The 19,030-nt window shown below is 63.3% G+C and carries 15 protein-coding genes and 1 pseudogene; 7 read left to right on the plus strand and 9 right to left on the minus strand.

The annotated features are described in order from the left end of the window. Positions 1–8 precede the first annotated feature (8 nt). From NKI46_RS02050 to NKI46_RS02075, 6 genes are all read right to left on the minus strand, one after another. Positions 9–428 (minus strand): type II toxin-antitoxin system VapC family toxin, encoded by a 420-nt coding sequence (locus NKI46_RS02050; RefSeq protein ID WP_027049802.1) that lies wholly within the window; start codon positions 426–428, stop codon positions 9–11. Then, complete coding sequence (locus NKI46_RS02055) at positions 425–880, minus strand: DUF7662 domain-containing protein (RefSeq protein WP_023671165.1); 456 nt, start codon at positions 878–880, stop codon at positions 425–427. The genes NKI46_RS02050 and NKI46_RS02055 overlap by 4 nt, the downstream gene beginning before the upstream one ends. A 113-nt stretch (positions 881–993) precedes the next feature. Further along, entirely contained in the window at positions 994–2,364 is a 1,371-nt protein-coding gene (locus NKI46_RS02060; RefSeq protein WP_023701008.1) for a glutamine synthetase family protein, read from the minus strand. Positions 2,365–2,444: 80 nt separating this feature from the next. Beyond that, the gene (locus tag NKI46_RS02065) at positions 2,445–4,001 is read right to left on the minus strand and encodes an amino acid permease (RefSeq protein WP_023691841.1); all 1,557 of its coding nucleotides are present in this window, start codon (positions 3,999–4,001) and stop codon (positions 2,445–2,447) included. A 78-nt stretch (positions 4,002–4,079) separates the two neighbouring features. Beyond that, positions 4,080–5,624 (minus strand): amino acid permease, encoded by a 1,545-nt coding sequence (locus NKI46_RS02070; protein WP_023691842.1) that lies wholly within the window; start codon positions 5,622–5,624, stop codon positions 4,080–4,082. A gap of 17 nt (positions 5,625–5,641) precedes the next feature. Further along, positions 5,642–6,460, minus strand: a complete 819-nt coding sequence (locus NKI46_RS02075; protein WP_023686445.1) for an N-formylglutamate amidohydrolase — start codon at positions 6,458–6,460, stop codon at positions 5,642–5,644. Between the two features lie 147 nt (positions 6,461–6,607). Between NKI46_RS02075 and NKI46_RS02080 the strand changes: the two genes are divergently transcribed. The 3 genes from NKI46_RS02080 (at position 6,608) to NKI46_RS02090 (ending at position 11,898) form a co-directional block, all read left to right on the plus strand. Beyond that, positions 6,608–7,435, plus strand: a complete 828-nt coding sequence (locus NKI46_RS02080) for a MurR/RpiR family transcriptional regulator (RefSeq protein ID WP_023737619.1) — start codon at positions 6,608–6,610, stop codon at positions 7,433–7,435. A 171-nt stretch (positions 7,436–7,606) separates the two neighbouring features. Then, complete coding sequence (locus NKI46_RS02085) at positions 7,607–8,770, plus strand: efflux RND transporter periplasmic adaptor subunit (protein ID WP_352744496.1); 1,164 nt, start codon at positions 7,607–7,609, stop codon at positions 8,768–8,770. Continuing rightward, on the plus strand, positions 8,767–11,898 hold the full coding sequence (locus NKI46_RS02090) for an efflux RND transporter permease subunit (RefSeq protein ID WP_023737617.1): 3,132 nt from the start codon (positions 8,767–8,769) through the stop codon (positions 11,896–11,898). Before NKI46_RS02085 ends, NKI46_RS02090 begins: the two co-directional genes overlap by 4 nt. A gap of 181 nt (positions 11,899–12,079) precedes the next feature. On the opposite strand, the gene NKI46_RS02095 is transcribed toward NKI46_RS02090, so the two are convergent. Together NKI46_RS02095 and NKI46_RS02100 are read right to left on the minus strand one after the other, a co-directional pair. Beyond that, the gene (locus NKI46_RS02095; protein ID WP_023737616.1) at positions 12,080–13,117 is read right to left on the minus strand and encodes a zinc-binding dehydrogenase; all 1,038 of its coding nucleotides are present in this window, start codon (positions 13,115–13,117) and stop codon (positions 12,080–12,082) included. Between the two features lie 215 nt (positions 13,118–13,332). Beyond that, entirely contained in the window at positions 13,333–14,574 is a 1,242-nt protein-coding gene (locus tag NKI46_RS02100; RefSeq protein ID WP_352744500.1) for an acyl-CoA dehydrogenase family protein, read from the minus strand. Between the two features lie 127 nt (positions 14,575–14,701). Between NKI46_RS02100 and NKI46_RS02105 the strand changes: the two genes are divergently transcribed. From NKI46_RS02105 to NKI46_RS02115, 3 genes and pseudogenes are all read left to right on the plus strand, one after another. Then, positions 14,702–15,517: an SDR family oxidoreductase gene (locus NKI46_RS02105; protein ID WP_023710918.1), complete on the plus strand. Its 816-nt coding sequence runs from the start codon at positions 14,702–14,704 to the stop codon at positions 15,515–15,517. Next, positions 15,514–16,029, plus strand: coding sequence for a MaoC family dehydratase (locus NKI46_RS02110; protein ID WP_280791431.1), 516 nt, complete (start codon positions 15,514–15,516; stop codon positions 16,027–16,029). Before NKI46_RS02105 ends, NKI46_RS02110 begins: the two co-directional genes overlap by 4 nt. Then, positions 16,026–17,061, plus strand: a pseudogene (locus tag NKI46_RS02115) (phosphotransferase family protein). The gene NKI46_RS02110 and the pseudogene NKI46_RS02115 overlap by 4 nt, the downstream one beginning before the upstream one ends. Before the next feature lie 250 nt (positions 17,062–17,311). Here the strand turns inward: NKI46_RS02115 and NKI46_RS02120 are convergent. Next, the gene (locus NKI46_RS02120; protein WP_023691850.1) at positions 17,312–18,013 is read right to left on the minus strand and encodes a hypothetical protein; all 702 of its coding nucleotides are present in this window, start codon (positions 18,011–18,013) and stop codon (positions 17,312–17,314) included. A gap of 247 nt (positions 18,014–18,260) precedes the next feature. Between NKI46_RS02120 and NKI46_RS02125 the strand changes: the two genes are divergently transcribed. After that, on the plus strand, positions 18,261–18,905 hold the full coding sequence (locus NKI46_RS02125) for a TetR/AcrR family transcriptional regulator (protein WP_023671149.1): 645 nt from the start codon (positions 18,261–18,263) through the stop codon (positions 18,903–18,905). Positions 18,906–19,030 lie beyond the last annotated feature (125 nt).

A 19,030-nucleotide genomic window follows, 5' to 3' on the forward strand; every position in this document is an offset into this window, starting at 1 on the left:
ACTCCAAGTTAGCAGGCTAGGGTGCGCAGATGGCCATTGCGGCCATAGCGAAGGATGGGCTCGTCACGCGTCACCAGAACCATGTCCAACGCTCTCGCACTTGCCATCAGTATCCGATCGATGGGATCACCATGAGGCGGACCGGGCAGGTTGGATGACGCAATCAGAATGGCTGGTGAGATAGCGCTGAGCTTTGCCGACATTCGCTCGATGAATCGCTCCACGAAGTCGAGTGGTGCCAATGGCAGATTGAGCCGACCCTTGGCTACGCCGATTCCGATCTCCCATGCCGACATCGGTGAAAGATACAGACGGCCGTCATAGGCCGCTTCCGAAATCTCCCGGCTTGCGTGCGGATCGATCAGACTATCGTTGGCGACAAAGATCACCGCACATGTATCCAGAAGCAGGTTTGGCCCTTCGCTCATTTACGCACCGCAAGTTTGCCGTCACGCGCGTCAGCCTCACCGCCCAGATAGCCCCGGTCCCATGGCTCGTCATCGAAAGGTTTGGTGATATCAAATCCGGCTTCGATCGTTATTAGGCCCTTCATGAAACCAAAACCGGGGTGGCGATCCGCGCGCGCCTCCTTTGGCGCGGCAGGCACGCTACCACTGGGCGGCGCCGAAATGGGCTCTTTGCGAACGCGGCGAAATACCAGTTTCCCACTCCCTATATTGACGGATTCGGTCTCGAACCCAGCCTCAAGCCACTCCCTTGTCATGGGATTGTTGCTCGGATTGTTGCTCCACCATGCAGGGTATTGCTTCGATGCGGGCAGCGGCAGATTGAGCACTCTCTCGATTTCGGCGAACGACATCGGAACGCGATCGACATTCTGGGCAATGAGAAAGTCCTTGAGCGGCGCATATTTGGACATTGCAAACTCCTCAATGTAGCGCACTGCAGTTTATCAATGTAGCGCACTGCAGTTTACAGGTACCATATGGTACTAACTTCACCACATTGTCAACATTAAAGCTGTATAAAGTTTTAGTACCGCTCGAACCCTCTGTGCAGTTCCCAATCCGTAATGCGGCGGTCGTATTCGAACTGCTCCCACTTTGCGGTGTGGACATAATGTTCGAGCACATCGTCGCCGAGCGCCTGCTTCAGCATCTTCGACTTGGCCAGCGTCTCGGTGGCGTCACGCAGCGTTTTCGGGATCTCCGGCAGGCGCGAGGCCTGGTAGGCATCGCCGACGAACGGCTTCTGCAGTTCGAGCTTCTCGTCGATGCCGGCAAGGCCGGCGGCGATCAGCGCCGCGAAAGCGAGATAGGGGTTTAGGTCGGCGCCGCCGATGCGGCATTCCATGCGGATGCCCTTGGTGCCCTCACCGCACAGGCGGAAGCCGGCGGTGCGGTTGTCCTCGCTCCACATGATCTTGGTCGGTGCGAAGGTGCCGGCCTGGAAGCGCTTGTAGGAGTTGATGTAGGGCGCCAGGAACCAGGTAAACTCCCTGGCGTATTTGAGCTGCCCAGCCGCCCATTGCTGGCCAAGCGTGGACAAAGTCCAGTCCGCCTTCTTGTCGAAGAACAATGGCGTCTTGCCATCGGCGCTCCACAGCGAATTGTGGATGTGGCTGGAGTTGCCCGCGAGCCCGTAATTGTATTTCGACATGAAGGAAATCGACTTGCCTTCGGACTCGGCAATCTCCTTGGCGCCGTTCTTCAGGATGACGTGGCGGTCCGCCATGTCGAGCGCCTCGGCATAGCGCACATTGATCTCTTCCTGGCCCGGGCCCCATTCGCCCTTGGAGTTTTCGATCGGGATGCCCGCCGCTTCCATCTCGTTGCGAAGCCGGCGCATGACGCCTTCTTCCTTGGTGGTGATGCCGATCTGGTAGTCGCCGATATAAGGCGACGCGGTGTCGAGCCCCTGCCAGTGCTTCTTGCGGGCGGAATCGTAGGTCTCGTTGAACAGGTAGAATTCGAGCTCGGAGGCGAAGTAGCCGATATAGCCGCGTTCGGTGAGCCGCTTGACCTGCTTTTTCAGCATCGCGCGCGGCGAATGCGGAAGGTCGTCATGGGTGTGGTGGTCGAGCACGTCGCAGATCACCAGCGCGGTCTTTTCCAGCCACGGAATCCGCCGCAGCGTCGCAAGGTCCGGCTTCATGACGAAGTCGCCATAGCCCTTCGACCAGCTTGCCGCCTTGTAGCCCGGCACCGGCTCCATATCGATGTCGGCGGCGAGCAGATAGTTGCAGCCATGCGTCTCGTCATGAGCAGAATCCACAAAGTACTGCGCCAGGAAACGCTTTCCCGCGAGCCGCCCCTGCATGTCGACGATGCAGGCCAGCACCGTGTCGATCTCGCCACTGGAGACCGCTTTCTTCAACTGATCGAACGAGAAATTTCCGGCCATTTCCTTTGGCACTCCAGTGCTTGGTCGTTGAGGACGAAACCATAGCCGGCTGCACGCCGGCCATGGCCATGATGGTGACGTCAGTGGCCGGTTTCGCCGACCGCCTGTTCGGCGGCCTTGATCGCTGCCTGACGTGCCGCGATGATGTCCCCCAGCGGCGGGCCCTGGAAGCGATTGCGCTCGAAGGCGAACCAGACAATCGCCGTCAGGATGAAGAAGCCGACGGTGATGTACAGCGCCCAGTCGTTCGGCGGCTGGATGCCGATGATGAAGATCAGGATCATCGACACGATCGAGAGAACGCCGAACAGCATGAAGATGCCACGGCCCAGGTTCCACGGTCCCATCTTGTCCCACTTCGGCGTTCCCCAGGCCACCATGCCGAGCACGATCGGCACGGTGAAGGACAGGAACAGGAAGATGACGGTGCAGGACACGACGATGGTGTAGGCCGAGGTGCCGGCGACCGAAACCAGCGTCGAACCCCAGACGAACAGCACCGACAGGACCGACGCCGTCCAGATCGCCGCCACCGGCGTGCGATAGGTCGGGCTGACCTTGGCCAGTGCAGACGAGCCCGGCAGGCCGCCGTCACGCGAGAAGGCAAAGATCATGCGCGAAGCCGAGGTGACGGTTGCGAGGCCGCACAACAGCTGGGCGATGAACACGACGAGGTAGACGAACTCCTTGAGGCCGGGACTGACGCGCTGGTCGAAGGCCCAGAAGAACACGTTCCAACCCTGCTTGGCGGCGTCGTCCATGTTGGGGATCATCAGTACGAAGGCGGCCAGGAACAAATAGCCGAAGACCGCCGACCAGATAACCGACATCACCATCGCACGCGGCACCGATGAGGCCGCCTTGATGGTTTCCTCGGAAGTGTGTGCCGAAGCATCGTAGCCGGTGATGGTGTAGATCGGCAGCAGAAGGCCGAGAGCGAACACCCAGGCGTTCGAGACGGACGGCCAGACGCTGGCGCCGGCCTCACCCGAGTAGTTGTGGAAGGTGAAGAGCCGGCTGAAATCCCAGGTCTCGGCGGAGAACAGGCAGACGACAGCAATCAGGATCGAGCCGAAGAAGATCAGGTAGCCCGAAAAGTCGGTCAACTTCGCAGTCAGCTTGATGCCGAGATGGTTGATCAGGGCCTGGGCGCCGGTGATGATGACCAGGAAGATCATCTGATTGGTCAGCGTACCCTCGATGCCGAGCGTCGGCCCGAAGGCGCCGATGAAGAACGTCCAGGTGCCGACATTGATGGCGCCGAGCACGGTGATCAGGCCGAGCAGGTTGAGCCAGGCCGTCACCCAGCCGGTGCCGCGATTGCCGAGGATCGAACCCCAGTGATAGAGGCCGCCGGCCGTCGGATAGGCCGAGCTGATCTGCGACATGGCGACCGCGAAGGTGAGCGAGACGAAGCAGCCGACCAGCCAGCCGATGCCGATGCCGATGCCACCGGCGCCCGACGTTGCCTGCGCCAGCGAATTGATGCCGCCCGACAGGATGCAGATGATGGAGAAGGAAACGGCGAAGTTGGAGAAGCGGCTTAGCCGCCGCTCAAGTTCCTGGGCGTAGCCCATGGAATGGAGGTGCTTTACGTCTTCCGCCTTGTCTGTGTCTGAATAACCCGGTGCTGCCATTGTAGTCCCCTTTGCATTCTTAACTGGCCGGCCCTGCCCCGGTCGGCTTGCGCCGGCCGGAGCATCTAGTCTTTGCTGTTAGCCTGCCGTCTGGCCGACGGCTGCTTCCGCGGCCGCGATCTCGGAAGCGCGGCGAGCAATGTCGGCGCCGATCGGCGGGCCCTTGAAGCGGCGCGATTCGATGCCGAACCACAGCACCACGAGCAGAACGATCAGGCCGATGGCATAGTTGATCAGGATGTCGAAGGGCGGCTGGATGCCGGCATACATCAGCACCAGAACGCCAAGCACCGTGATGACGGCGAACGGCTTGGACCAGATGCCGAGGCGGAACGGGCCGAATTCGGTCCAGCTCTTGCCCTCGGCAAGCAGGCCGGCGGCCACGGGCATGGCGTAGGACACGTAGAGGAACAATGCACAGCCGGCCGCCAGTGCGGCAAAAGCCGGCGAGTACAATGTCGCTGCGACCGCGAGCACCGCTCCGAGCCAGATTGCCGCCACCGGCGTGCGCCATGTCGGGCTGACGGTTTTCCACACCGACGAACCGGGCAGGCCGCCGTCACGCGCGAAGGCAAAGATCATGCGCGAGGTCGACGTCAGTCCGGCGAGAGCGCAGATGAAGTTCGCCAGCACGATTGCGATGGCAATGATGCTCTTCAGCAGGAATGGTGCCGGCAGGTTGTTGAAGAGATTGAACCAGGCATTAGCGCCATCCTTGGCCGTCGCTGCCAGATCGGGGCTGGCCAGTACGAACGAAACGGCCATGACGAAGCCGAACACCAGCGACCACAGGACCGAATGGATCATGCCGCGCGGCACCGCCACGCGGGCATTGTGGGTCTCTTCGGACGTGTGGGCCGAAGCGTCGAAGCCGGTGATGGTGTAGAGTGGGTAGAGCAGGCCGATCAGGAAGGCGACGAGTGCCGTCCGTGCGGTCGGAACGTAGCCTGCGCCTGGATCACCGGTGTTGTTGACGAAGGTGGTGAGCCGCGAGAAATCCCAGCTTGCGCCCCAGATCAGGAACATCGCGGTCAACACGACGGCGACGACCAGAATGAGGTAGCCCGAGAAATCCGTCAGCATGGTGGTGAGCCTGATACCGAAATGGTTGATCAGCGCCTGTGCGACCGTGATGATCACAACGCCGATCACCTGCTCCTGATAGCCCCACGCGGAGACGTCGTTGCCGAACACGCCGGACCAGACAAGGTCCTTGAACAGCGCGTAGACGCCGACATTGACCGAGGCGACGACGAAGACCAGGCCGAGCAGGTTGATCCAGGCCGTGGCCCAGCCCCAGCCGCGCCCGCCGAGAATTGACGACCAGTGGTAGAGACCGCCGGCCGTTGGGTAGGCCGAGCCGATCTGGCCAAGGGACGCGGCAACGACAAGTGCAAAGACGCCGCCGATGACCCAGCCGACAGTCGCCTCGAAGCCGCTGCCGGTCGCCATGGCCAGCGGGAAGGACGTGATGCCGCCCGCCAGAATGCAAATGATCGAAAAGGAAATAGCGAAGTTCGAGAAGCCGCTCATGCGGCGAGCCAACTCCTGGGCATAGCCCATGCTATGGAGGGTTTTTACATCCTCCGATCTTTCAGCGTCTGATTTGTCCGGTCCTGCCATTTTCGTCCCCTGTTTTTCTAGCTGGCCGATTGAACTGACTTTCCCACTGCGTGTCGCCGGGAACCCTTGGCCTCCTCGGGTTCCAGGTCAGAAAAAATGCCTGTGAGCAGATCCGCCCATTTCCGCTGCCCGGTCTCGCCGGAGATCTCGTCGTTGCGGATTTCGATCATTGCGCAGGCAAGGCCGCGCGAGCGTGCATGGCGCTCCAAAGTGAAATAGACGCGGTCGGCCGGCGAATAGGGCTCGTTGATGCCGACACTGACGCCGGAGAGCCGCTGCAGCGCCGCTATCAGCGGCGACGCCAGCCGGCGGTCGTCATCGTGGATGATGCCGATATGCCAGGGCCGGTTCTTGCCCTTGTAGACCGGGGTGAAGGAATGCACCGACACCAGCCGGGTCTCCTGCCCACGCGCCTGCCGGTCGTCGATGATCGATGCGATCGTGTCGTGGAACGGCCGCCACGACAAAGCGATGCGCTCGGCGCGCTCACTGTCCGACAGGCCGGCATTGCCCGGAATGGCCGTCGTCTCGCTGACCGGCGGCACCAGGTCCGGTGCGTCGAGCGGACGGTTGCAGTCGATGATCAGGCGCGAGATGCGGGTTTCGATGAGCGTCGCATCGAGGGCGGTCGCGATGCGGCGGGCCACCGGCAGCGCGCCGGGGTCCCAGGCGATGTGGCGGGAGAGATCTTCGGCCGGCAGGCCAAGCGTGCCGAATTCGGATGGCAGGAAGTTGGAAGCGTGGTCGCAGGTCAGCACGAAAGGGCTGGACCCGCCGGGGTTCGTCACCCCTACGGTATCAGACGATGCAAGGCTGGCGGGCCGTGCTCTCTCCATAGTCTGCCGTCCCCTGGGGAGCGCTGTATCTTATGTTACGTATTTTGCCTCATTGCGTCCCTGTGGATGATTTCATACAGTTTGTCCGGCTTTGTCAAACGCGATTTCGGGGAAGCGGTCTGGACGGGCTCAGGGGTGGGGAAAACGATGATTTCCAGCATTGCCGAACTGATTTCGGACCGCATCGGCACGATGCCGGCCGGCGAGCGCCGCGCCGCGCAAACGCTGATCGCCAATTATCCGCTGATCGGGCTGAAGACAGTCGCCGAGTTCTCGACCGCCGCCGGCGTATCGTCGCCGACAATCCTGCGCTTTGTCTCGAGGCTAGGGTTCCAGAACTATCCCGAGTTCCAGTCGGCGCTGCAGGACGAACTGGCGGCGCAATTGCAGTCGCCGGCATCGCGCACGCTCAACCCGGCCTCGCCGGGCAGCAGTGCCGTGTCGCCGATGCTGGAGGCGACGCTGGACAATATGCGCGAGACCTTCAGGCATCTCTCCGACAGACAGCTTGCCGAGATCGCCGCAAGGCTCGCCGAACGGCGCGGCAAGACATTCCTGATCGGCGGCCGCTTCACCGATCCGTTGGCGCGCTACATGGCCGCCCACCTCGCCATCATCCAGCCCGACGTTTATCACATCGCCGGCCAGGAGAGCATCTGGCGCGACCGGCTGATCGACATGGGCAAGCGCGACGTGCTGGTGATCTTCGACATCAGGCGCTACCAGGACAGTCTGGTCCGCTTTGCCGAGACCGCGCATCAGCGCGGCGTTCAGATCGTGCTGTTCACCGACCAGTGGCTATCGCCGATCGCCCGCTTCGCCCGCCATGTCATTGCCGGACGCACCGCCGTGCCTTCGGCGTGGGACTCTTCCGCCGCTCTGTTCGTTGTCGCCGAGACGCTGATCGGCGCCGTCACCAGGCAGCTCGAGGCCGACAGCGCCAGGCGCATCCGCGACCTGGAAAGCCTGCGCTGACACGCTCAATCCCGGCCGCAGGTGCGCAAAATTACGCAGATTTAATGTGCATGGAAGCGGCAGAATTGCCATAAAGCCATGATATTGCGGCGGCTTCGCACATACCGGGTGCGTCGCTGCGCGTTTTTTTGCTTGGTGAAACCGGTAGACGTTTTGCCAACCGGAGTGTCGATGGTCGCCTGGAAACAGATCGTTTTTGCGCTTGTGGTCCTGGCCGCGGCTGTCCTCGCCTGGGCGCGATTCTTCCCGGGCGCGCCGGAGGTTCTGGCACGCTGGGGCATCGACTGGACCTATGCTTCGGCGCCCGCCACAACCGGTGCGGTCGACACGACAAAACAGGCAGGCGGCCGCAACGCTGCCGGCCGCCCGGCAAATGTCGTCGCCTTGCCTGCGGCCACCGCCACCATCAACGATCGCCTGCAGGCGATCGGCACCGGCCGCGCCAACGCCTCGGTGACGGTTAACCCGTACAGCTCCGGCCGGCTGGTTGAATTCCTCGTCCAGTCCGGCACCCGCGTCGACAAGGGGCAGATCATCGCTGTTCTCGATTCCGAGACCGAGGTGATCTCGCAAGATCGTGCCAAGCTCGCCTTGCAGGATGCCCATGACAAGCTCGAGCGGGTGAAATCATTGAGGGCCTCCAACGCCGCGACTCCGGTCGCCGTCGCCGATGCCCAAGTGGTGCTGGCCGGCGCCAAACTGGCGCTGCAGGATGCCGAACTCGCCTTGCAGCGTCGTTCGATCGTCGCCCCTATCGCCGGCACGGTCGGCATCCTGCCGATATCGGCCGGCAATTACGTCACCAGCCAGTCGGCGATCGCCACGCTTGACGACCGCTCCTCCATCCTGGTCGATTTCCTGGTGCCCGAGCGCTTCGCCGCCGCCGTCAAGGTCGGCGCGCAACTGTCGGCGACGCCGATCGCCAATCCGAGCAAGGCCTATACCGGCACTGTGTCGGCCATCGACAACCACATCGACGAAAAGAGCCGCACTCTGCTGGTCAAGGCTGCAATCGCCAATCCAGCGGATTCGCTGCGCGCCGGCATGTCGTTCGGCATCACCATGCGCTTCCCCGGCGACACCTACCCGGCCGTCAGCCCGCTGGCGATCCTGTGGGGTTCCGACAGCGCCTATGTCTGGCAGATCGAGGACGGCAAGGCCAGGCGCGTTCCCGTGCGCATCATCCAGCGCAACACCGAGACGGTGCTGATCGACGCCGAGATCGAGGATGGCGACATGGTTGTGACCGAGGGCACCCAGAGCGTCAGCGAAGGCGGCGCGGTCCGCATCGCCGGCCAGGATCAGCGCGCCGCGGACGCGGCCGAAGGCTCATGACCGCGCCTGTCAGCACCGCCAGCGAAACCGGCTTCACCGCTCTCTTCATCCGCAGGCCGGTCATGGCCTTCGTGCTGAACACGCTGATCGCAGTGGCCGGCCTTGCCGCTTTCTACGGCGTCGAAATCCGCGAACTGCCCGATGTCGACCGCGCCGTGGTCACCGTGTCGACGGCTTTCGAGGGTGCCGCCGCCGAAACCGTCGACCGTGAACTGACCGACACCATCGAGGGTGCGGTCGCGCGCGTCTCCGGCGTCAAGTCGATCTCGTCGACCTCTTCCTTCGGCCAGAGCCGCGTCACCATCGAGTTCAACGACGGCGTCGATTTGAACGTCGCCGCCTCCGACGTGCGCGACGCGGTCGGCCGTGTCGCCAACATGATACCGGAGACCGCCGACCCGCCGCGCATCGTCAAGGCCGATGCGAATTCCGATGCCGTGATGCGACTGGCCGTCACCTCCGACACCATGTCGGTGCAGGACATGACGGTGATCGTCCAGGACCAGATCGAGGACGAACTGGCTGCCGTGCCTGGCGTCGCCGACGTTCAGGTCTATGGCGACCGCGACAAGATCTTCCGCATCGATGTCGACCAGAACAAGCTCGCCAGCCTCGGCTTCACTGTGGCCGATCTGAGGGCAGCGCTTGCCTCGGTCGCTTTCGATTCACCAGCCGGTTCGATCACCACCACCAACCAGGATCTCATCGTCCGCACCACGGCCGATGTGACGACGCCGGAAGAATTCGAAAACATCATCATCGGCGGCACGACGCGCATCCGCGACGTCGCCACCGTCACGCTCGGTCCCGACATCGGCCAGACCTCGTTGCGCTCCGACGGCAAGACCGGCATTGGCCTTGGCATCATCCGCCAGGCGGAATCGAACACGCTGGATATTTCCACCGGAGTGAAGGCAGCCGTCGCCAAGCTGCAGGAAAACCTGCCCAAGGGCATGTCGATCAAGATCACCAGCGACGACGCAGTCTTCGTCAACGGCGCCGTGCACGAGGTCGAGATCGCGCTCGGCCTGTCGATCTCCATGGTGCTGATCGTCATCTACATCTTCCTGCTCGACTGGCGCGCGACGCTGATCCCTGGTCTGTCAATGCCGGTCGCCATGATTGGCACCATCGCCGCCATCTATCTCGCCGGCTTCTCCATCAACATCCTGACGCTTCTGGCGCTGGTGCTGGCAACCGGCCTTGTCGTCGACGACGCCATCGTCGTTCTGGAAAACATCGTGCGACGGCGCAACGAAGGCATGGGGCCTCGTGCCGCCGCCGTGCTCGGCGCCCAAGAAGTGTTCTTCGCAGTCATCGCTACGACGCTGACGCTCGTTGCCGTTTTCGTGCCGATCTCCTTCCTGCCGGGACAGACCGGCGGCCTGTTTCGCGAATTCGGCTTCGTCCTCGCCATGTCGGTGCTGCTCTCCTGCGTGGTGGCGCTGACGCTGTGCCCGATGCTGGCCTCGCGCATGTTGACCGGCGCATCGCTCCACCATGAAGGCGGTCACGGCATTGGCGCGCGCATGGGCGGTGCGCTGAACGCGGCCTACAAACGCGCCCTGCATGCCTGCCTCGGCGCGCCGTGGATCGTGCTGCTGGTCGCGGTGCTGTTTGCGGGCGTCGCCTTCAGCCTGTTCGGCACCATCCGCCAGGAACTGACGCCGAGCGAGGACCGCGCCGTCGTGCTGTTGCGCATCAACGCGCCGCAAGGCGTCAGCCTCGATTACACCACGCAGCAGATGCAGAAGATCGAGCGGCTGATCCAGCCGCTGCGCGATTCCGGCGAGATCGTCTCGACCTTCGAAAACGCCGGCCAGAACGGCGCCTACAATTCCGGCTTCATGGTGATGACGCTGGCGCCGTGGGACGAGCGCACGCGCAGCCAGCAGGAGATCATGGCGCAGATAAGCCAGCTGACCCGGCAGGTGCCATCCGTGCGCATCTTCCCGGTGCAGGCCAATAGCCTCGGCATTCGCGGCGCCGGCAACGGCCTGCAATTCGCGCTGGTCGGCAACGACCGCAAGGCGCTCGGCGACGCGGCGGTGAAGATCATCGCCCGGATGCAGGCCGATCCGCGCTTCGAGACGCCGCGGCTTTCCATCGACCCGACGCAGCCGCAGCTGGCGGTGGCCATCGACCGCGAGCGCGCCTCCGATCTCGGCATCGACATATCGGGTCTCGCCAACACCTTGCAGGCGATGCTCGACGGCAACGATGTCGTCGATGTCTACATCGCCGACCGCAGCTATGGCGTGAAGCTGGTCTCGACCACCAACCCGATCAATGATCCGACCGATCTGGAAAACATCTTCCTGAAGACCGCCGACGGCCGCTTCGTGCCAATGTCGACCATCGCCACGCTGACCGAGCGCGCCGTGCCGCCGTCGCTGACCCGCGAACAGCAGCAGCCTTCGGTGGCGATCACCTCGAACCTGAACGGCAATTTCGCACTGGGTGACGCGCTCGGCGTTGCCGAGCAGATCGCCGCCCCGCTGCTGCCGCCGGGCAGCCGCGTCCTGCCGCTGGCCGAAGCCGCGACGCTCGGCGAGACCAACAGCGCCATGATCACCATTTTCGGCTTCGCGCTGGTCATCATCCTCCTGGTGCTCGCCGCCCAGTTCGAAAGCTTCGTCAGCGCCGTCATCATCATGGCGACGGTCCCCCTCGGCCTTGCCTGCGCAATCTTTGCGCTGCTTTTGTCAGGCACCAGCCTCAATGCCTACAGCCAGATTGGCCTCGTGCTTCTGGTCGGCGTCATGGCCAAGAACGGCATCCTCATCGTCGAATTCGCCAACCAGCTGCGCGACCGCGGCCTCGGCGTGCGCGAGGCGATCGAGCAGGCCTCGATCATCCGCCTGCGGCCGGTGATGATGACGATGATCTGCACCATCCTCGGCGGGGTCCCGCTGGTGCTGGCCGCCGGCGCCGGTGCCGAAGCGCGCATCGCGCTCGGCTGGGTCATCGTCGGCGGGCTGGGTCTCGCCACCGTCTCGACGCTGTTCCTGACCCCGGTCGCCTACCTCCTGCTCGGCCGCTTCGTCACGCCGAAGGCGCATGAGGAAGCGAGGCTGAAGCGGGAGCTTGAGGAAGCGGCGTACGCCAATGTCGAGCCGGCGGAATAGCTCCGCTTACCCTCCCCCTTGTGGGGAGGGTCGGACCGCAGGTCCGGGGTGGGGTGCAGCGCCAACTAACGTCGGTGCAGCGCTCCCGCGAATAACAGAGGTAGGAGCCAAGACCCCCACCCCGATGAAAGAGCAAAATTGCTCTTTCGTCGACCCTCCCCACAAGGGGGAGGGTAGAAAGTCACGGCCTAATAAACACCTTCCCGTTCGGCTTGGCCAGCTCCGCCGGGGCCTTCGCCATCGCCTCATCCAGCGGTAGCACCGCCGTCACGTCGGTTGACCAGCGCCCATCCGAAAAGCGCTTCTGTGCTTCCATGATCGCCGGGCCGCGCTTGTCGCGGAACTGGCGCATCCATTCGACCAGCCAGAAGCCTTCAATGTGCTTGTGTTGGAAGATCATCTGGCCGGGCTCACGGATGACAGTGGTGTCCAGATCGAGCCGTCCATAGATGATCCAGCGCGAGCGCTTCGGCATGGCGTCGAAGATCGCCGAGGCCAGCGGCCCGGTCACGGCATCGAGGAAGATGCGCGGCTGCTCGGCCTTGACCACATCGCGTAGTGCTGCCTTGAAATCCGGCGCCTTCTCGTTGAGCACATGGGCAGCCCCGATCTCCTTCAACAGCGGAATCTGCTCGTCGCGGCGCACGGTGACGATCGGCCGGAACCCAGCCTCCTTGGCGAGACCCGCGATCAGCTTGCAAAGCTGGCTGGCGCCGGCGGTCATGATGAAGGCTTTTTCGCCCGTCTCCTTGACGATGTCGAACATGGCGAGCGCCGTGAGCGGGTTGACGATCATCGCCGCGCCATCCTCGTCGCGGACCGTGTCGAGCAGCGGAATGCAGCCGGCAGCTTCGGCAACTGCATAGTCCGCCCACGCGCCCCAATTGGTGACGCCTGTGGTGAAGGCGATGCGCTTGCCGATCAGGCTTTTCGCATAGGGCTCGTCGCCGCTGGCAACGACCGTGCCGACACCCTCGAAGCCGGCCGGCTGGCCCTTGGCGCGCGGCTGACCGTACTGGCCCTTGATGAACATGACGTCGGACGGGTTGATCGAGGCGAGGCTGACCTTGATCAGCACCTGGCTCGGTCCGGGCGTCGGCACGCCGATGCTGCCAAGCTTGAGATACGGCTCCATCGCCTCCAGCGCACTGCCGGAGGGCGTCCTGGTGTAGCCGTCGCCGGTCAGCAGCAGTGCTTTCATGTCTGAGGGGATCGCCATGGCGGGGCTCCTTACAGTTTGAGGATGAGCTTGCCGGATGCGCCACGGCCAAGCACGCGCGTCACCACGGCGGCGGCATCGGCCAGCGGATAAGTGCCTTCGATGACCGGCCGAACCTTGCCGGCGCGATGCCAGCCGACCCAGCTCCTTCAGATTGTCGGCATAGACGAGGTGGCCGAGCGGCGCGATCGCGGGCGATGAGGGTTTTCATCCACTCAGACCTTTTCCTGCGTGTATTTCCTGAGCTCCGTGCGCGCCACCTGCCGGCGGTGCACGGCGTCCGGCCCGTCGGCGAGGCGCAGGGTTCGCAGATGCGTCCATGAGCGTGCCAGCGGCGTGTCCTGGCTGATGCCTTGCGCGCCGAACATCTGCACTGCCTCGTCGGTGACCTTGAGCGCGACGCGCGGTGCGATGACCTTGATCTGGCTGATCCAGGGCGCGGCTGCGCGCGCATCGCCCTGGTCGATCATCCACGCCGCCTTGAGGCAGAGCAGCCGCGCCATCTCGATCTCCATGCGGCACTCCGCGATGATGTCGAAATTGGCGCCGAGCTTGGCCAATGGCTGGCCGAAGGCCTCGCGGCGCACCGAGCGCTGGCACAGCAGCTCCAGCGCCATTTCGGCCTGGCCGATGGCGCGCATGCAATGGTGGATGCGGCCGGGGCCAAGCCGCCCCTGGGCGATCTCGAACCCCCTGCCCTCGCCGAGGATCAGGTTTCCGGCCGGCACCCTGACATTGTCGAAGCGGAGGTGCATGTGGCCGTGCGGCGCGCCGTCATCGCCATAGACCTGCATCGGTCGAAGCTTGATCACGCCCTTGGTGCCGGACGGCACCAGGATCATCGAATGGCGGCGGTGCTGCGGCTCGGCTTCGCCGCCGGTGCGGACCATGACAATGTAGATGGCGCAGCGCGGGCCCCCGGCCCCCGACGCCCACCATTTCTCACCGTTGAGTGCATAGTCGTCGCCTCGCCGTTCGCAGCGCATGGCGATGTTGGTGGCGTCGGAGGAAGCGACGTCCGGCTCGGTCATCAGATAGGCCGAGCGGATCTTGCCCTCGAGCAGCGGCTCAAGCCATGCCTGCTTGTGGTCGTCCGAGCCGTAGCGCTCCAGCACCTCCATATTGCCGGTGTCGGGCGCCGAGCAGTTGAAGGTCTCGGCGCCGAGATGCGCCTTGCCCATCTCCTCGGCGAGGTAGGCGTATTCGACCGTCGAGAGACCATAGCCGCGCTCGGACCCGGTCAGCCAGAAATTCCACAGGCCGCGCTCCTTGGCCGTCTTCTTCAATCCCTCGAGGATCTCGGTCTGCCGCGCGGTGTAGACCCAGCGGTCGCCGCCCTTGCCGACCTCACTCAAAAAATCATGATCGAGCGGCATGATCTCATCGCGCACCATGGCGGCGACACGGGCGTGGATCGGCTTCAGCCGCTCGGTCATGCCTAGATTCATGTCCGCCATCGGTCTCCAACCCTTTCACGCATCTGGGCACTTTACCCGTGGCAAGGATGACCGTACTTCGGGTAGCCTTGTCAACGCGAGCCCCTTTCGCCCCAGACCGTGAGCAGAGAGGCGCGGAGGAATTGCGATGAGCTATCTGGAAGAACTGTTCTCAGTCGCCGGCAAGACAGCGCTGGTGACGGGAGCCGCGACCGGCATCGGCCGCATGGTGGCGACCGCTTTGGTCCAAGCCGGCGCCACCGTGATGATCGCTTCGCGCAAGGGCGAGGATTGCATCAAGGTCGCCGCTGAGTTGAACGGGCTCGGCGGCTCCGGCAGTGCCGAAGGCTTCGCCGGTGACGTCTCGAGCGAAGCAGGCATTGCCGCGCTGGTCAGCGAGGTCAAGGCGCGCACCGAGAAGCTGCACATCCTCGTCAACAATGCCGGCATATCCTGGGGCGCCTCGCTGGAGGATTTTCCCTATAGCGGCTGGGCCAAGGTGTTCGCCGTCAACGTCACCGCCGTCTTTCATCTGACGCGCGAATTGCTGCCGCTGCTGGAAGCCGCGGCCAGCGATGCCGATCCGGCCCGCGTCATCAATCTGGGCTCGGTGATGGGCACGCAGCCGCTGGCCGACGACGCCTATTCCTATACCGCGTCCAAGGGCGCCGTTCACCACCTGACGCGCACGCTGGCGATCGAACTCGCGGCGCGGCGCATCACCGTCAACGCCTTCGCGCCCGGTCCCTTCCAGAGCCGGATGACCGCCTTTGCCACGGGCACCGACGAAAAGGCCAGACATGTCGGCAGCCATGTCCCCATCGGCCGTATCGGCGTGGCGGATGACATCGGCGGCGCAACGCTCTATTTGTGCAGCCGTGCCGGTTCCTATGTCACCGGCGCCATCCTGCCGATCGACGGCGGGCAGTCGGTGCAGCATGGGCTGACACTGTTCAAGGAATGAGCCGCGGTCGGCGGCGAGGGGAGGACACCGCAGTGGAACCGATCAGTCTCGATGTGCTTCTGGCCAGCGTCGGCAAGGAAGTCGGCGTCTCGCCATGGCGCGAGGTCACACAGACCATGATCGACCAGTTCGCCGACGCCACCGACGACCACCAGTTCATCCATTGCGACCCCGAGCGGGCCAAAAACGAGACGCCGTTCGGCGGCACCATCGCGCATGGCTTCCTGTCGTTGTCGCTGCTCTCGGCGATGACCTTCGAGACCATGCCGCCGCTGGAAAAGGGCAAGATGGGCGTCAACCACGGTTTCGATTCGCTGCGCTTCCTGGCGCCGGTGAAGACCGGCGCGCGCATCCGCACCCGCTTCGTGCTGGCCGACGTCAAGGTCAGGCCGTCGGGCTGGGTGCAGACGGCGCATGACGTGACCATCGAGATCGAAGGCTCGAAGAAGCCGGCGCTGACGGCGCGCTGGCTGACGCTGACGCTGATCGAGCGTGAGCCGGAGACCGCATGAGCGGCGACGCCAACGCGCTGGACCAGACGGCACTAGCGCCCTATCTCGAGGCGCACATCCCGGGTTTTGCCGGGCTTCATTCCATCGAAAAATTCAAATCCGGCCAGTCGAACCCGACCTATCTGCTGACCGCGGCCAGCGGCCGCTATGTCCTGCGCGCCAAGCCGCCGGGCCAGTTGCTGAAATCGGCGCATCAGGTCGACCGCGAATTCACGGTCATGAAGGCGCTGGCCGGCACCGCCGTGCCGGTGCCGGCGATGCTGCATCTGTCGGCGGAGGCGACGCCGATCGGCCGCATGTTCTACGTCATGGATTTTCTCGACGGCCGCATCTTCTGGGATCCGGCAGTGCCGGAGGCCGCTGGCAACGATGAGCGCGCCGCCCTCTACGATGCCATGAACGCCACCCTGGCCGCCCTGCACGACGTCGATGTCGAGGCGGTCGGGCTCGGCGATTTCGGCAAACCCGGCAATTACTTCGAACGCCAGCTGGCACGCTGGACCAGCCAGTACCGCGCCTCGGAGACCGGCACGGTCGCCGACATGGACCTGCTGATCGCGTGGCTGGAGACGCATATGCCGGCCGATGACGGCCGAAAATCTCTCGTGCATGGCGACTACCGGCTGGACAACATGATCTTCGCGCACAATGAGCCGAAAGTGCTGGCCGTGCTCGACTGGGAACTGTCGACACTCGGCGATCCCTTCGCCGACATCGCCTATCAATGCATGCAATGGCGCCTGCCGCACGCCTCGGGCTTTCGCGGTCTTGGCGGCGTCGACCGCGCCGCCCTCGGCCTTCCTTCCGAGGACGCGTACGTCGCCGCCTATTGCCGGCGGCGCGGGCTGGGCGGCATCGACAATTGGAGCTTCTTCCTCGCCTTCTCCTTCTTCCGCTTGGCGGCCATCTGTCAGGGGCGTCTACAAACGGGCGCTCGACGGCAACGCCTCCAATCCCGAAAAGGCCAGGACCTATGGCGAAGCGGTGAAGCTGCTGTCGCACCTTGCCGCCAAGCTGATCGACCGAACCTGAGTAGACAATGAGATAGTGTGGTCGGCGCGATTTGATGACAGATCGGATCAGTTCCGTTCCCCGACCGGGGAGCAAGCCCACACGGAGGCGGTGGCAACCGGCCTGGAAACAGGACGCAAACCGATCACCGTCTGTAGACAGAGCATGATGCCGAAAAGTGTGAAGCGGTTTTCGGACGACATCATGCTCTATCTATTTGATTTAGAGCCGGATTCAGATTCAGGTCAATTCGACCTGAAATCATCCGGCTCTAGCGCGCATCGCTGGAAATGAACTTCATGTGCCGGCTGACTTGCAGGGCGATGTAGACGACCAGCGAGCATCCGATCGGAAACACGATCTCAATGAGGCCGGTGGCGACAGCCTGCGGCAATGCCAGCGCAATGTCCTTGGCTGCGGCGGTCTCGATCGTCAGCGCCGTGATCCCGCCGCCGAACACCGCGCCGGCCAAGGCACCCGCCAGCATGAAATGCAGCGAGCGAGGTTTTTCCTTGGATGCCAGCGAAGCCAGCATCCAGCCCAGCAAGCCATACTCGATCGCCCGCAACATACCGAGCGTGGTGAGCGACAGGATCACGGGCTTTGCCGATACATCAAGCGCGCTCACCATCACCTTTTGCGTACCTTTGGCGATGCCCATGGCCAGCGGCCCCGAGATCATGGCGATAAGGCCGCCAAGCGAGGCTCGCACCTTGGTGATCGCCGTGCCGAGGCTGACGCCGGCGCAGACGAAGAATGACCAGGTCACGCCTTGCGCCAAGTCTATCAGAACCTGGGTCGGGGCCGGGTGCGAACCTGCCGCAAATCCGGCAGTCAGAATAAGCGCTTCCATGGCGAAGCCGATTGCGATCGCCAGCCATGCGACTATCACGACTCGCCTGAGCGCCAGCCTTGCGCCATGAGAAAGTGGATGTGCGCCCGGCAGCCCGGACGAAAGCTCTATCGCAGCCATAGAGGCCCCCGAAAACCGAAATTTCTTGCAGAGCCGCCAAATAGGCTTTGTTTGTAACAGTCCGATGTTGCCTGCGTGCGCCCAGGTTACACATGCTGTGACATAGATGCCGGCGAAATGGACCAGACGGGCACGACTATTCGAGAGAAAGCTTGAGGTCGCTTTTTGATGTCCCTGACAGCGCCCTTGCCCGTTTCCGTACAGCGTATATATTCAGTCATGCACAACCAACCAAAGGCACCGGATCTTGCCACTGAGCGTTCAGAAACGCCGCGAGAAACAAAAGGCCGAACTGCGTTCCGAACTGCTCGACGCAGCCCACAAGCTCGTCAAGGAAGAGGGCTATGAAGGCCTGACCATCCGCAAGTTGGCCAAGCGGGTCGGCTATGCTCCGATGTCGGTCTATTCCTACTTCGCCGACAAGCAAGACATCCTGTTTGCGCTGGCCGAGGATGCCTTCGAAACACTTGCCCGCCGCATCGAGGAGCATCCTTCCGACGATCCGATCGAGGCCTTGCGTGCGGTGATGACCGAATATGCCGCCTTCGGGCTCGGCAACCCCAACGAATACCGCACCGTGTTCATGACCGAAAAGACCAAGCTGCCGGAAGGCAGAAGCTATGAGGACATGGAAGAGGCCAACCCGGCGATGAAAGCGCTGATATCCAGGGTCGAGGCCTGCGTTGCTGCAGGCAAGCTGCAGGGCGATCCGCGCGCCATCGCCACCATGCTTTGGGCAGTCGGCCACGGCACCATCTCGCTTTTGATCACGTTCCCGTTCTACCCCTTCGGGGATCCGCAGGCTTTCGTGACGCGGATGTGCGATTTCACACTCGCCACGCTCAGCACTCAGAATGTGCCGCCGCTGACCGAGACCCCGGTCGACTGCTGAGCATCCCCGCCCCTCCAATTCAACGTCCGGCCTGAGCTTCGGCTGTGTCAGTGCGCCGCAATTTTCGGCATTCAAAAAAATTTGTCGTACGCGTACGCTTTTCGACTTGAAAACCCATCTCGGTG

The sequence above is a fragment of the Mesorhizobium sp. M0615 genome, assembly GCF_040320805.1.
In the GTDB taxonomy this organism is placed as follows: domain Bacteria; phylum Pseudomonadota; class Alphaproteobacteria; order Rhizobiales; family Rhizobiaceae; genus Mesorhizobium.

Excerpts from the sequence above, each read along its gene's own strand:
- NKI46_RS02050 (WP_027049802.1), bottom strand. The coding sequence starts at position 428 with ATGAGCGAAGGGCCAAACCTGCTTCTGGATACATGTGCGGTGATCTTT.
- NKI46_RS02055 (WP_023671165.1), bottom strand. The coding sequence starts at position 880 with ATGTCCAAATATGCGCCGCTCAAGGACTTTCTCATTGCCCAGAATGTC.
- NKI46_RS02060 (WP_023701008.1), bottom strand. The coding sequence starts at position 2,364 with ATGGCCGGAAATTTCTCGTTCGATCAGTTGAAGAAAGCGGTCTCCAGT.
- NKI46_RS02065 (WP_023691841.1), bottom strand. The coding sequence starts at position 4,001 with ATGGCAGCACCGGGTTATTCAGACACAGACAAGGCGGAAGACGTAAAG.
- NKI46_RS02070 (WP_023691842.1), bottom strand. The coding sequence starts at position 5,624 with ATGGCAGGACCGGACAAATCAGACGCTGAAAGATCGGAGGATGTAAAA.
- NKI46_RS02075 (WP_023686445.1), bottom strand. The coding sequence starts at position 6,460 with ATGGAGAGAGCACGGCCCGCCAGCCTTGCATCGTCTGATACCGTAGGG.
- NKI46_RS02080 (WP_023737619.1), top strand. The coding sequence starts at position 6,608 with ATGATTTCCAGCATTGCCGAACTGATTTCGGACCGCATCGGCACGATG.
- NKI46_RS02085 (WP_352744496.1), top strand. The coding sequence starts at position 7,607 with ATGGTCGCCTGGAAACAGATCGTTTTTGCGCTTGTGGTCCTGGCCGCG.
- NKI46_RS02090 (WP_023737617.1), top strand. The coding sequence starts at position 8,767 with ATGACCGCGCCTGTCAGCACCGCCAGCGAAACCGGCTTCACCGCTCTC.
- NKI46_RS02095 (WP_023737616.1), bottom strand. The coding sequence starts at position 13,117 with ATGGCGATCCCCTCAGACATGAAAGCACTGCTGCTGACCGGCGACGGC.
- NKI46_RS02100 (WP_352744500.1), bottom strand. The coding sequence starts at position 14,574 with ATGGCGGACATGAATCTAGGCATGACCGAGCGGCTGAAGCCGATCCAC.
- NKI46_RS02105 (WP_023710918.1), top strand. The coding sequence starts at position 14,702 with ATGAGCTATCTGGAAGAACTGTTCTCAGTCGCCGGCAAGACAGCGCTG.
- NKI46_RS02110 (WP_280791431.1), top strand. The coding sequence starts at position 15,514 with ATGAGCCGCGGTCGGCGGCGAGGGGAGGACACCGCAGTGGAACCGATC.
- NKI46_RS02120 (WP_023691850.1), bottom strand. The coding sequence starts at position 18,013 with ATGGCTGCGATAGAGCTTTCGTCCGGGCTGCCGGGCGCACATCCACTT.